This window comes from Desulfomonilia bacterium (assembly GCA_036567785.1).
GTDB lineage: Bacteria > Desulfobacterota > Desulfomonilia > UBA1062 > UBA1062 > DATCTV01.
Genome location: DATCTV010000062.1, coordinates 189,470 through 203,322 on the forward strand (window position 1 = coordinate 189,470; position 13,853 = coordinate 203,322).

9 protein-coding genes and 1 tRNA gene are annotated in these 13,853 nt (G+C 50.5%); 7 read left to right on the plus strand and 3 right to left on the minus strand.

All coding sequences use genetic code 11. From position 1 onward, the window contains the following. Positions 1 to 2: 2 nt before the first annotated feature. Both VIS94_16750 and VIS94_16755 read right to left on the minus strand, forming a co-directional pair. Positions 3 to 1,154 (minus strand): MFS transporter, encoded by a 1,152-nt coding sequence (locus tag VIS94_16750; GenBank protein HEY9162729.1) that lies wholly within the window; start codon positions 1,152 to 1,154, stop codon positions 3 to 5. Positions 1,155 to 1,392: 238 nt separating this feature from the next. Further along, complete coding sequence (locus VIS94_16755) at positions 1,393 to 1,824, minus strand: hypothetical protein (protein HEY9162730.1); 432 nt, start codon at positions 1,822 to 1,824, stop codon at positions 1,393 to 1,395. Positions 1,825 to 1,947: 123 nt separating this feature from the next. On the opposite strand from VIS94_16755, the gene hisH reads away from it, so the two are divergent. Further along, entirely contained in the window at positions 1,948 to 2,562 is a 615-nt protein-coding gene (gene hisH, locus VIS94_16760; protein ID HEY9162731.1) for an imidazole glycerol phosphate synthase subunit HisH, read from the plus strand. Here the strand turns inward: hisH and VIS94_16765 are convergent. Then, positions 2,559 to 3,209: a protein-L-isoaspartate(D-aspartate) O-methyltransferase gene (locus VIS94_16765; GenBank protein HEY9162732.1), complete on the minus strand. Its 651-nt coding sequence runs from the start codon at positions 3,207 to 3,209 to the stop codon at positions 2,559 to 2,561. The two genes, hisH and VIS94_16765, sit on opposite strands and share 4 nt — an antisense overlap. A 202-nt stretch (positions 3,210 to 3,411) precedes the next feature. Between VIS94_16765 and VIS94_16770 the strand changes: the two genes are divergently transcribed. The 6 genes from VIS94_16770 to VIS94_16795 all read left to right on the plus strand — a co-directional run bounded on the left by VIS94_16770 (position 3,412) and on the right by VIS94_16795 (position 13,796). Continuing rightward, positions 3,412 to 4,377: a hypothetical protein gene (locus tag VIS94_16770; protein HEY9162733.1), complete on the plus strand. Its 966-nt coding sequence runs from the start codon at positions 3,412 to 3,414 to the stop codon at positions 4,375 to 4,377. A gap of 31 nt (positions 4,378 to 4,408) precedes the next feature. Continuing rightward, positions 4,409 to 5,191, plus strand: coding sequence for an inverse autotransporter beta domain-containing protein (locus tag VIS94_16775; GenBank protein ID HEY9162734.1), 783 nt, complete (start codon positions 4,409 to 4,411; stop codon positions 5,189 to 5,191). 52 nt (positions 5,192 to 5,243) lie between these two features. Further along, positions 5,244 to 5,320 (plus strand) — tRNA-Pro (locus VIS94_16780). A 664-nt stretch (positions 5,321 to 5,984) separates the two neighbouring features. Next, complete coding sequence (locus tag VIS94_16785) at positions 5,985 to 9,035, plus strand: PKD domain-containing protein (GenBank protein HEY9162735.1); 3,051 nt, start codon at positions 5,985 to 5,987, stop codon at positions 9,033 to 9,035. 114 nt (positions 9,036 to 9,149) lie between these two features. Continuing rightward, positions 9,150 to 11,270, plus strand: coding sequence for a PASTA domain-containing protein (locus VIS94_16790; protein ID HEY9162736.1), 2,121 nt, complete (start codon positions 9,150 to 9,152; stop codon positions 11,268 to 11,270). Positions 11,271 to 11,282: 12 nt separating this feature from the next. Then, positions 11,283 to 13,796, plus strand: coding sequence for a PKD domain-containing protein (locus tag VIS94_16795; GenBank protein HEY9162737.1), 2,514 nt, complete (start codon positions 11,283 to 11,285; stop codon positions 13,794 to 13,796). Positions 13,797 to 13,853 lie beyond the last annotated feature (57 nt).

A 13,853-nucleotide genomic window follows, 5' to 3' on the forward strand; every position in this document is an offset into this window, starting at 1 on the left:
GATCACTTCCTGATTTTTGCAAAATAGTAAAAGAGTATTGTGATAACGGCATATAAGCCGGCCATGAGACGAAATACGCTCGACAGGTTGAACTGGTCCATGATGAGGCCGGAAACGATAGGCCCTGCAATAAGCCCGGCCTCCTGGAAAGAAGATATCATTCCGACCGAGGCTCCAAGACCTGTCTCCCTGCATTGTTCAATTATAAGGCCTGATGCTGCTGGCGCCGAAAGGGCGGTGCCAACCGCCACCACCATGCCGATGGTCAGAAAAGACCAGAATGTTTTGCATTCAGGCAATAATGCCAGACTGATTGCACCTATGATTCCTCCAGCACAAATGAAAAGGACCTTGTCGTGCCTGCCTGCAAGCTTTCCGAAAGGCAGTTGTAGGAATCCTGCAAGTATCATTACAACGGCAAGGAGAATGCCAACCTGGGTATTGGAAAAATTCAGTTTTTTGCAAAGAAGTGGCATGAAAACAAAAAGGCCGCTGACAGCCATTGCGCTGACTGTTGTAGCCAGGGCCAGGCCCTTCATCAGATTGGAGGTGAAGAGTGCTTTGAAAGGCCTCTTAACAGGTTGAGATGTGTATCTGTGCTCGGCATCTTTCGGCAACAGAAAAAGGGTAATCAAAAAGGCCGCGAATAGGAGAACGGCTTGACCTATGAACGCCATATCCTTATTGTATAAATCTGCCAGGACACCTCCGATAACCGGACCAATGGCCATGCCTATACCTACAAAGAGGTTAAGATTGGCCATGTAGAAGCTTTCCTCTCCCTTTGGTGACATGCTTCCCATGTATGCTGCAACGACAGGCATAACCATGGAAAAAGCAATTCCTGCTGCCAACCGGACGATAAGGAGCTGATGGGGTGTGGAAACCAGGGTATAACTCAAAGCCACCCCTGTATAGGCAAAAAGGCCGGTAACAATAAAGATCTTGCGGCCCCATTTATCGGAAAGCCGTCCTACCAAAGGGTTGAATATAAGTTTCGATATCGACAAGCCAGAGAATATAAGTCCGAGCATAAAACCGGCCGCATTCAAATCAGCGGCAAAAATGGGCAATATGGGCTGTATGATACCGAATCCAAGATTGGTTACAAATGTGGCAAACATGAGAGTCACAAGTTCAGAAGACCATGCCATAGGTTTCCTCAATTCCATTATTATTTTTGGGTTCAGCCTAAAATGCTCTTCTTACAAATAACACGATTTTCAGGCAATACAAAAAGAATTCGGGTCACTCAGGATACATTCAGGCAATCAATCGGAATCGGAATCAATTTATGAAGGATCAGTAACTTTCATGTCTTCTGCAGAAATTGGTTTGATTATAAGTGATTGATGTACGAGATGATAAAATAAATCTCCGCGATTAAATTATCTATGTTGCTATCCAGGCCCCTAAATAGGACAGGACGACACCGATGATGAGTCCCACCGTCCCTATCTGAACCCTGCGGTCGTTCTGAGAGATCATATCCAGTATGCTAAAAAATCTGCCTTCGGCTGATTGAGGGTTCATCATCTGAACCGCCATCTTTATTGTTGAGACAATCGAATTTGCCGCCTTGTCCCGGATGACAAGTACTATGATACTGGCTATAATCAGTATATATGCGTTTACCATTATGAAAGTTCCGAAGATAAAACCTGAAAGACCCACTTTCGCCAGAACGTGTCCTGCCGGTATTTCAAGATGAATGGGGATATCCGCTGAACCGTCATCGCCTATATGTACATTGTCCGAACATGCCGCCAGACTCATACTAGCACAGATGAAAAGCATCAAAAGGATTGTTTTTGCCCTTCTCATGTCAGGCGGCCTCCCTAAATGTATTGGAAAAGATATATGCGTGAAATATCTATAATGTCAACCGGCATTAGGCTGCTTTACCAGGTTGACTTGCATGGACATTTGTAGCATCCAGATATAATCATGATAGCTATTGTCGATTATAAAGCCGGAAACCTGAGGTCAGTGGAAAGGGCTCTCAAGAATATCGGGGAAGACTGCATCATTACCGGCCATCCTCATGCGATACTAAATGCCGACAGGGTGATCTTCCCCGGTGTGGGCGCTGCAGGAAAGGCCATGGAGCAGATTAGAAATACCGGTCTTGACAGAGTTCTGTGCGAAGTTGTCGGACACGGCAATCCATTCCTGGGTATATGCCTCGGCACCCAGATAATTCTTGATGAGAGCGAAGAGGACGGAGGAACAGGTTGTCTGGGCATCATTGCCGGTAAAGTCAGGCGGTTTCCTGAAATGGATTTGAAAATCCCGCATATGGGGTGGAACAATATATCAGTCAGGAATGACCATCCTCTGCTTGAAGGGGTTGACAGGGACGCGCAGTTCTATTTTGTCCACTCATACTATCCCGATCCGGCTGAAAAATCCGATGCAATAGCCGAGACATGCTACGGGGTTGACTTCGTTTCGATAATGGCCAGGAAAAATGTATTTGCAACCCAGTTTCACCCGGAAAAAAGCGGAGACGCCGGGCTCAGGCTGCTGAAGAATTTCTGCTGCTGGGACGGAAGGTATTAAGAGTCTTCCTTCCAGCCGTTTTCGCCTATCAGCTTCACGAACCTGCATCCGCCAAGGCTTTCGGTCTTTATCCCGTTTTTCTTTTTGGTTATGCGTTTCAGGTCCTGTAGATACTGATTTCCCACCGGGATAACAAGCATGCCTTCAGGCGCAAGCTGCTCAATGAGGGCTTCAGGTGTACAGGGAGCGCCGGCAGTCACGATTATCCTGTCGAAAGGGGCTTCTTTTGCATAGCCCTTTGAGCCGTCGCCAATGATGATGTGAACGTTGAATATACCCAGTTCATCAAGAGTTTTTCTTGCCCTTGATGCAAGAGGGGCAAGGCGTTCGATTGAATACACGAAATTTGCAAGCTTTGACAGGATAGCTGCCTGATAACCCGAGCCTGTACCTATTTCCAGTACCTTGTTTTCAGGCTTGAGCATCAGGGCTTCTGTCATGATAGCCACCATATAGGGCTGTGAAATGGTCTGGCCGAGACCTATGCTCAATGGATAATCGTCGTATGCTTTATATTTGAGATAGTCTTCCACGAACTTATGCCTGGGAATATCGGTGAATGCTTTCAATATTCTTTTATCCTTGATACCCCGCGCCATTATCTGGTCACGCACCATGGTCTGCCGTGCAAGGAGAGGGTCGTTCATTAAAAATTTCCTAGTATTTGAGATAAATGTTATGAACGGATTATACACAGGCGGGGCCTTGTTTACAAGGTTATGAAAATATTTCCTGGAATCTCATTGCCCGAAAGGGCAGTTCATAGGCTTGACCCGTAAAGGGGCATATAGTAATTAACCTGATATGGAATTTATCTGTCTTTCTAAAGTTTCCCGGTATCTTGATCCGATGAAAGGGTACGCTCCTGCGGAGGCAACATCCGAGATAAGATATGATCCGCTTACTCTCCATTCAACAAGGATACTTAATTTCCCGGTCAGGCCGGTAGAGAAGCCTGACCTTGCTGATTTGATAGAAAAATCAAAAGCTGTCTGCCCTTTCTGCCCGGAATTTGTTGAACTTGTAACTCCGAAGTTCCATCCCGATATGGTGAGCAGTGAAAGATTTGTCAGAGGTGATGCAATATGCTTTCCGAATGCGTTTCCTAACGATGAGAATGCAGCCGTCACAGTGATGACAAAGACTCATTATGTGCCTGTCAGTGGTTTTGATGAGGTTATCCTTGCCGATTCGATAAACTGCTGCATCGATTATCTCGAAGAGATCGCATCAAGGCAGCCTTCAGCGGTCTATCAGTCAATCAACTGGAACTATATGCCCCTGGCCGGCGGCTCCATCGTCCATCCGCATCTGCAGATAACGGCTTCTTCGACGCCTACAAATTATTACAGTTCGATGGAACCCGGTCTGTCGGAATATTCGAGTGATAACGGGGACCTGTTCTGGCATGCCCTTATCGAAAAGGAAAAGAAAGAGGCCAGGAGGTTTATTGCGGAAAGCGAAAATATATCATGGGTGGTGGCTTTTGCACCCCTGGGTATATTCGATGTGATCGGTGTCATAAAAAATTGTTCAAGCGCCCCTGATTTGAGGGGAAGCATACTTGCAGAGCTGCTTGCAGGGATTATAAAGGTGCTTGCTTATATCGATTCGCTCAATATGCACAGCTTAAATATGTCAGTTTACCTGAGGCCCGATAGTGAAGTATTTACACCGCATATAAGGATATGTCCCAGGGTCAGCATTCCGCCGTTTGGCACAAGTCAGATAAATTATATGCGCATGCTGCACAACGAACCCATGACGACAATAAGGCCGGAGTCGGTTTGCGAGGCAATTAAAGCAGTCTGGTAAGATAAAAGCTTTATCAGAACGGAGGTATACAATGAGAAGGCTGATGTTTATAATTTTAGTGTGCCTTATCTTCTGTCCGGCGGAATCCTTTGCCGCAATGCCTGAATTTGTATGGGCTGGAGGATCGCTCATGGTGTCGGATCAGTCAAGCCCCGGATATATGGCGGATACCATGATTTCATTCGGGTCATACAACTCGGTTGTTTTCTTTGCAGACCCGATGCTGACGCTCAGGCATGAGAAGCTTGGCATAAGCCTGGGAGGGGGAGGGCGATTCCCGATGTTCTCAGGCGAGATCATCGGTGGCCTAAACGGATATTTTGATTATAACAATGACCATAACCACAGGCGGTTCGGCATAGGCGCCGAGGCCTTTCATAAATACGGTTCGGCCTACTTCAATGCCTATTTTCCTACATCGGGATTGAATGACGGCGAGGAGGCATTGCCGGGATTTGATATCAATGTCTGCATCCCGATACCAAACTATGCATTTATAACGATATGGCCCGGGATATACTATTACAGCGGCAATCACGAAGACAGCCTAACCGGGGGAAGTATAAAGGTGCAGGTCCAGCCCATAAAGCCTCTACAGGTTTATCTGGGTTTCAGAGGTGATGCGCCTGAATCCGGAAGAAATAAAGGAGAGGTGTTTGCAGGAATAGATATTACAATACCGATTACCGGGTTCGATATCGACAAGATGATCAAGTTCTATAACCCTGAATACCCTCTGAATATAAATTCTCAGATGGACTCGAGGGTGGTCAGGGAAAGGTTCATTTCCTATGAAAACCATGATGGAGAGTAGGGCTGTTAGCGCTTGACTAAATTAAAGTTTGTCTCTAATAAGGTGATGCATTCGGAAAGTGGCTCAGCCTGGTAGAGCACAGCGTTCGGGACGCTGGGGTCCGGGGTTCAAATCCCCGCTTTCCGACCATGGATAACCTATTGAATATTAGCTGTTTATATCTTTGTAAAATCCCGATCGAAATAAACCTCTCTGAAAATAATAATCTTTCTGAATCCAGGACTTGATTTTCAGGCATATGGGCAGATATTTCTGTTAATCCATAAAGCCGTTCATGATAAGGTTGAGTTTTGAAAATAATTGTAAATTTAGATTAAAAAAATTTAAAATATCTATTGACTTTTGTTTACAGGCTAATTAAATATTGCAGTGTTTAATGTCGGTCTGCTTTATTGTAATTTGAGGTCTATCAATCCAGAGACTAACGCCAATAGCGTTTTGCACCTTAGAAGAATCCCTGATTTGCAGTCTCAATTTGGTAAAGGTTTTCATTGTGGACCCGCTGATTGCGGGGGTTTGATGAAGCTGGAGCATCTTTAGAATTTATTTGATACACTTTAATAATGATACTTAGCAAAAGATTTAAATGAGGCTTCACACGATTAACGGGGTTTGTATTTAAGATGACTTTCATAGAATATAGAACGCAGGAGGTTATTATGTGTTTGGGGTCAATGAATAGGGATGGACCTTTGTTCAATGTAAACCTGTCAGAAATCAATCAAACCTTCAACAAAAGATACGGAATGCGGCTTGATATGGTCGCATGCCAAATAAAATGCAGGAGGTAACAATGAAGAGAAACGCAATCTTGCTGGCCATGCTGTCAATCATGGCCATATGGCTGAGCGGCTGTATAACCACTCACAGCCCTTCCGCGACGGAAGTCACGATCAAGGTGGGCAATTCACAGACATTTACGGTCGCTGGAATTGCGAACGGCCCCTACACATGGACAAAGGGCGGTGTCGCCGTTGGTGATACAACCGCGTCATATACCTACACCGCAACCCTTGCGGATCTGGGTACATTCCAGATAAAGGTTACTACAACGGATGCGTTCAATGTCACAAACCAGTTCGTATGGACCGTTACCGTTGTCAATGACCTGCCGCCTGTTGCGAATGCAGGGATTGACAGAAACCTGTACTTCCCGAATGCGGTTCAGCTCGATGGCAGCGCAAGTTATGACCCCGAAGGCGCTACCCTGAACTATGTCTGGGAGATCGTCGGACGTCCTGCAGGAAGCACCTGCTCCCTTGATAACCCGACCGCCCAGAAGCCTATCTTCGTTCCTGACAAGCAGGGCGCGTACACCATCGTTCTGATTGTCAGCGACGGCAGGTTTACGAGCGACCCTGACACTGTTATCATTAATTCTTACGTTGGCTATGCCCCGCCGACAGCCGATGCAGGTCCTGACCAGAGCGTTGTGTATCCCGGCGTTGCGGTCACACTCGACGGCTCGGCCAGCACCGATCCTGAAAGTGCGCCTCTTACATACATGTGGAAAATAGATTCGGGCCCGGCAGGCAGCACCGCATACTTTGACGATCCGACCAAGGCAAAGCCTAAATTCATGCCAGACAAAAAGGGTGTGTACGTATGCAGCCTGGTGGTCAACAACAGCGTGTTCGACAGCGGAATAGACTATGTGACTATACTGGTCTACAACAACCCGCCGGTTGCCAGGGCAGGAGACAATGTAACCATCGCTGATCTTGGCGGTTCAACAACCCTTCAAGGAAGCCTGAGCTACGATCCGGACGGACAGGATCTCACCTATGATTGGGCAGTCATCTCAAGGCCGTACGGGAGCACTGCCGATGTGAGTGATGCGGCTATTGCCGACCCGAACTTCACGCCTGACAAGAAGGGTGCATACATCCTAAAGCTAACAGTCAGCGACGGTGACTTCACAAATGAAGACACCGTGGTCGTAACCTGCTCCAATCACACTCCTACAGCAAATGCAGGTACCGCCATCAACATCAATTTCGGCCAAACCGCACAGCTGAACGGCAGCGCATCAGACCCGGACGGCGATCCGATGACATATGCATGGACGATCGTATCTGCGCCGGCAGGCAGTGTTGCTGTTCTCTCCAATGCAACAATACTCAATCCAACATTCACACCTGATGAGCAGGGCTCATACCTGTTCGCACTGGTCGCGACCGACAATTCGGGCCTCTCGAGCGCACCGTCAACGGTTGCGGTTTCCACAAACAACCACCAGCCGGTAGCGAATGCTGGCGATGACGTGATCATGGAAGCCAACACCTCGGCAGTGCTTGATGGCAGCGCAAGCTATGACCCGGACGACGACACGATCACCTACACTTGGAGGGTCATCACAGCGCCTATGGGCAGCGGCGGCGACAGCACCATATCCGATGTTCATATAGCTAAGCCGAGTTTCTCGCCTGACATAAGGGGCGATTACGTGATCGGCCTTATCGTGAACGACGGCAAGGTTGACAGCGTGGAAGACACGATGAAAGTCCACGTGCTCAACAACCTGCCAGTAGCAGATGCCGGGTCCAGCCAGAACCTGCACAGTCCGTACGGCATCCCGCTCGTCTTCAACCTGGACGGCAGCGCAAGCCATGACCCTGATGGTGATTCTCTTACCTACAAATGGAGGATCATATCAAAACCGGCAGGCAGCACGGCGTATCTTTCCAGTTTGACTGTAGTGAACCCGACACTGACCACGAATTTACCGGGTGCATATGTGGTGGGACTGATAGTCAATGACGGCGCCATAGACAGCGCGGAAGCGACCGTCACGCTTAACTACACCAATGCAACGCCTGTAGCCGATCCCGGGGACAACACAAGCCAGCACACTGCCTACGGCACGCCGAACGTATTCCACTTAGACGGCAGCGGCAGTTCCGACGATGACGGCGACGGGCTATCCTATACATGGACGCTGAAGTCCAAGCCGAGCGGCAGCACTGCAGCTCTATCCGACAGGTATATCCAGAACCCGACCTTCACAGCTGACAAGATTGGCGCATACGTGATCGGCCTTGTCGTCGGCGATGGCTTTGCTGCAAGTGCTGAGAGTACTGTTACCGTAACATATACAAATGAAGTACCTGTTGCAAATGCAGGGACATACTCTCCTGTGCTCTACGCTAACCGCAACGTAGTCACGCTGAACGGCAGTGAAAGCTCAGATCCTGATGGCGACGCGCTAGGTTATGCCTGGGTACAGACAGGTGGCCCGGCAGTAACGCTTAACAATGCTAACACCGCAACACCATGGTTCACCATGGCTACTCCCGGAACTTACACCTTCAACCTGACCGTGGGCGACGGCTTTGCCACCAGCGCCAGCACGACAACTGTCGTCAACAGCACAGCCACTGATACAATAACCACTTTTGAGGGCCCGTCACTGTTCGGCTGGACTCAGTCGAGTGGCGGCAGTACCAGTTCTGTTGGAACCTCAAATGCCCTGAACCATACATCCGGAGGCTCGTACAGCTTCAGAACCGTATCCTATGATAGTGGTAGCTCCTCCGTAAGTGGATGGGGACAGATTTCCAAGGATTATCCCGGCCCGGTAACTTCTGTAAGAATATGGACTGCATGGGCGAAGTCAGATTCAAATGCCAATACCCCGAATGCACATCTATACGAAAACGGCGTTGACCGTGCGACAATACCCCTGTCCGGGTCTCAAAACACTTGGCAAGAGTGGACTTACAATTTTACGAACATTGTTACAAATATTCAATTTAGGGCAAACGTAGATATGCGTTATTACCTATTTAGTCGTAGAACCAACAGAGTGTACTTTGATGACATCACTGTCACTTACTGGAACTAACAGCATTTTTGCAAAGCAAGGGGAAGGCTCAACGCCTTCCCTGTTTAGACACACCCGCGTGGGGGACTGTGAGAGCGACCCCAGGCAGGGCATTAAATAAGATGGAGGTAATGCATGAAAAGAAACATTAAATTATTACTGATAATGATGATACCTCTGATGGTGATGTGCGGATGCATTCTCAAAACCACGCCGCCGGAGGGCACCTATTCCCTGTTCTGGGGCCAGTCACAGGTCTTCAAGGTCGGGGGCATGGGTTCATATCAATGGTCAGTCGATGGAAATCCCATATCGGGAGCAACAGGCCTCACATTTACCTTTAACAGCACCCTGTTCAGTCTGGGCGATCATCAGGTGAAGTGTACTAACTCTATACCGATCGGCAAGACCGAGGCAGTCTGGACAATGCATGTAATCGGCGGGGCTGTCCTTGTACCTACGGCAACAGGATGCCAGGATATAATGAATGCAGGCCTTGTTTGCGACGCAAAGCTCAACTGTAGCAACTCGGTGCCTGCAGGCCAGGTCATCAGCCAGACACCTGCGGCTGGAACAAGCGTTCCGCTTGGGAGTACAGTGCACCTCAGCATATCGTCCGGTGAATGCACCAACGAAGTTGCGGTGCCGGCAGCAACAGGCTGCGCGGACCTCGAGGCTGCGGGCCTTGTATGCAGCGTAAGCCAAAGCTGCAGCAATACGATCCCGGCAGGCATAGTTATCAGTCAGAATCCTCCTGAGGGCGCGATGGTCGCTCCGGGCTCCACGGTATCTCTTCTCATCTCCACAGGACTCTGTACGGGTGAGGTCGAAGTGCCTAACGCAACGAGCTGTGAAGATGTCGAGGCAGCAGGCTTAATCTGCAGCCGTGCCAGGGAGTGCAGCAATACCGTGCCACTCGATGCGGTTATCGACCAGTCCCCGGCGCCGGGTTCCATGGTAATGCCAGGTTCTACTGTAACGCTGACGCTCTCAACAGGACCGTGCCCGCTGCTGGTGCCTAATGCGCTCACCTGTGCTGACCTCACGGCAGCAGGACTCGCATGCAACCTGGTCGAGACCTGCAGCAACTTAAACCCGATCCCGGGCACCAGACTTGGCATAAGCCCGCCGGTAGGCACGCCGACAGAGCTTGGAGCACTTGTTACACTTACCCTTTCCAGCGGTCCTTGCACGGTTGTTGTGCCGACAGCAGCAAGCTGTGATGACATAACAGGTACAGGTTGGCTCTCATGCAGCACCAGTACGCAGTGCAGCGATACAGTTCCGGCAGGCAATGTCATCAGCCAGAATCCGGTTGGCGGAACAGTCGTAGCGGCAGGTTCCACAGTACAGCTTCTCCTCTCAAGCGGGCCCTGCACGATACAGCTTCCGGCACCGGCCAATGTCCAGGCAACGGATGTTGTCCTTACCTCGCAGACCGACCCGTTGCTCAACGACAACCTAAACAGCAAGGTCACCATTACATGGGATGCAGTGCCGAATGCTCAGACCTACAACATATACAGGGCAGATACTCCGGCAGGCATATACAACCTTATCGGATCGGTAATAGCACCGATAACGACATTTGACGACAACCAGTCCGAAACGCTTACACTGCCCGCATGGCCGGATCCTCTCACATCGGCCGCTCTGGATACCTATGAAGCCACGGCGAGATCGATAGTGAACGACTTCAAAGGCTTCAAGTATTACAAGGTCAGGGCATGCAGCTCCGATCCTCTTCATCCGAACAGCGAGCTTAGCGCATATGACGAGGGCCGCATGGACTACACGCTAGAGGAATTCTACACCATCGTGACAGGTGTGATAGAAGGCATCCCGATGGCAAGGATGATACTCTCGGCCGATCCTCTTCATGTTGGAACAAATAAGTACTTCTACGACAACTGCAGTCTTACCGGACAGATGCATATAAGCATCACCGAAGATCATCCCGCCGACATGTCAATCAGCATTGAGAACTTTATCGATTCACTGGTCTTCGGCGGGTCAATAAACTGCAACGAAAGTCTCGGAAGGCGCATGATAATCAACAGCCTGGTCTCTTCAGAGGAGATCGATAACAATATCAACGGAACGCTTTCAGGATCGATGAACATAACAGGCAACTACGCCGGCAAGTTAACCAGCATGAGCATTCCGGTAACCAACGGAGTGCTGCAGACAGGAACATGCACGGTCATCTATAACGGTCATAGTGCAGCCGGCCATGCCTGCAGTTTATTCGAATAAGAGGAGGTCATGATGAGAAAGCACATTTTATTACTTTTTATCGTTCTCCTGGCGGCAGTGCTGAGCGGATGTATAGTAACCAAGACACCCTCCTCAAACAATGTCGTCATGACATACGGCGAGACCAGGACCTTCAGCGTCAAGACCGCCGTTACCAATGACAAGCTCTACTGGTTCATAGATAATGTACCCCAGCCGGTCCCGGTCACCCAGTCCTCCATATCCTATACGGCGACCGGCGGGAAGCACACCATAGTTTGCCGCGCTGTATACATAGACATTTTCGGCGAACCCAAGGAGGACACGGCTGTCTGGTACATTACATCCAACAGCCCGCCGACGGCTAACGCCGGGGCTGACCAGGTTGTGGGCGAGAATGTGACCGTCACGCTCGACGGCTCCAATTCGGACGACCCGGATGGCGACATAGTATCCTACGCCTGGGTGCAGACAGACGGGCCATTGGTTACGCTTTCAGATGCAAGCGCTGCGAAGCCGACCTTCATATCGCCCAATGTGGGTATTGAAGGGGCATCTCTCACCTTCCAGCTTACAGTGACCGATGCCACCTCGCTGACTTCAACTGCGACAACAATAGTCAACGTTTCCTGGTCCAATGCTCCTCCGGTTGCGAATGCAGGACCAAACCAGCATGTTTCTGAGGGAGTACTAGTAACCCTCGACGCATCGGCATCGACCGATTCGGACGATGGAATAGCATCATACAAGTGGGAGCAGATAGCAGGACCTCTGCCATTTGTAACACTTTCAGATGCTAATGCGGTCAATCCTACATTCACGTCCCCGAACGTTGGCCAGAGCGGAGAGGCACTTATTTTCAAACTCACGGTAACGGATGTCGGCGGACTCAAAGCCACCGATACGGTAATCATAAATGTCAGCTGGTCGAACATTCCTCCGGTTGCAGATGCAGGACCCGACCAGACCAAGGCAGAGGGAACCCTCGTCACACTCGACGCTTCCGCATCCTATGACACTGATGACGGCATTGCAACGTACGTATGGGTACAGACAGGCGGGGCACCGGTGACGCTAAGTAACCCGCACGCGATGAAGCCTACATTCACTACACCCGATGTCGGCATGGCAGGCGATACCCTTACATTCGAACTCACGGTAACCGACCGTGGAGGCTTGATGGCAACCGATACCGTGACGATCAACGTCACATGGGTGAACGCACCGCCGGTAGCCAATGCCGGCCCGGACCAGAAGGTAAATATGAACGCTTCGGTCACGCTGAACGGTGCAGGCTCGACAGACCCTGACGATGGAATAGCAACTTACCTATGGGAACAGATAGGCGGGCCATCTGTGACACTCAGCAATGCTGGCACCGCCACCGCATCGTTTACGGCGAATATCGAAATCGGATCAGTCCTCACATTCAGGCTGACCGTTACAGACCACAACTTGCTTACCAGCATAGACACATGCACGGTCGCGGTTGTCTCAGTTCCGGTATATGTAAAGATAACCGGAGGGTACTATTTCACAGCCGCCATCAAGAGCGACGGCACGCTGTGGACCTGGGGCCGCAACACCTACGGTCAGCTTGGGCTTGGTGACACGGCTGGGAGGCTTACTCCCACCCAGGTAGGAACCGATGCCGACTGGGCCTCGGTTGCCGCGGGCGACAACCACACCGTGGCCCTTAAAACCGATGGTTCGCTGTGGGCATGGGGCTACAATGGCAGCGGACAGCTTGGCGACGGCACCACGACAGTCAGGCTTACACCGACAAGGATAGGTACGGCCTCTGACTGGGTCATAGTCGACGCGGGCGAAGATCACACTGTGGCACTCAAGGAAGACGCTTCCATCTGGTGCTGGGGCAACAACAGCAAGGGTCAGCTCGGTGACGGGACCACGACATCAAGGCTCGTACCCACACGTGTTGGCGCAAGCAACACTTGGGTCATGATCGAGGCCGGTGCACAGCACACAGCGGCCATCGACACAGACGGCAAGATGTGGGCATGGGGCTACAACTACAACGGACAGCTCGGCGACGGCACCACGACAAACAGGCTGAGCCCGGTTCAGATAGGCTCTGCAACAGACTGGGTCAGTGTCAGCGCCGGGAACAACCACACAATTGCAATTAAGGATAACGGCACGCTGTACGCCTGGGGCTCCAACAGTAACGGTCAGCTGGGCCTTGGCGACACGACCGACAGGCATGCACCGGTACAGGTAGGCACTGACACTGACTGGGGCAGGGCAGATGCTGGCACAACGCAGACTGTGGCTGTGAAGACCGACGGCACGCTCTGGGCATGGGGCATGAACAGCAACGGACAGCTCGGCGACGGAACCACTGCCGACAGCTGGTTACCCATCCAGATCGGCATTGACACAGACTGGGTATGCGCGGATTCCGGTTATTACCATACCATCGGTCTGAAGGCGGACAATTCGCTTTATACCTGGGGCAAGAATAACAACGGACAGCTCGGCGACGGGACCACAGTTGACAAATGGCTCCCGACGCTGATCTGGTAACGGTATAAGGGATGCAGGTTATGAGACTGTATATGAACAGAGAGGCATCAAGGCACC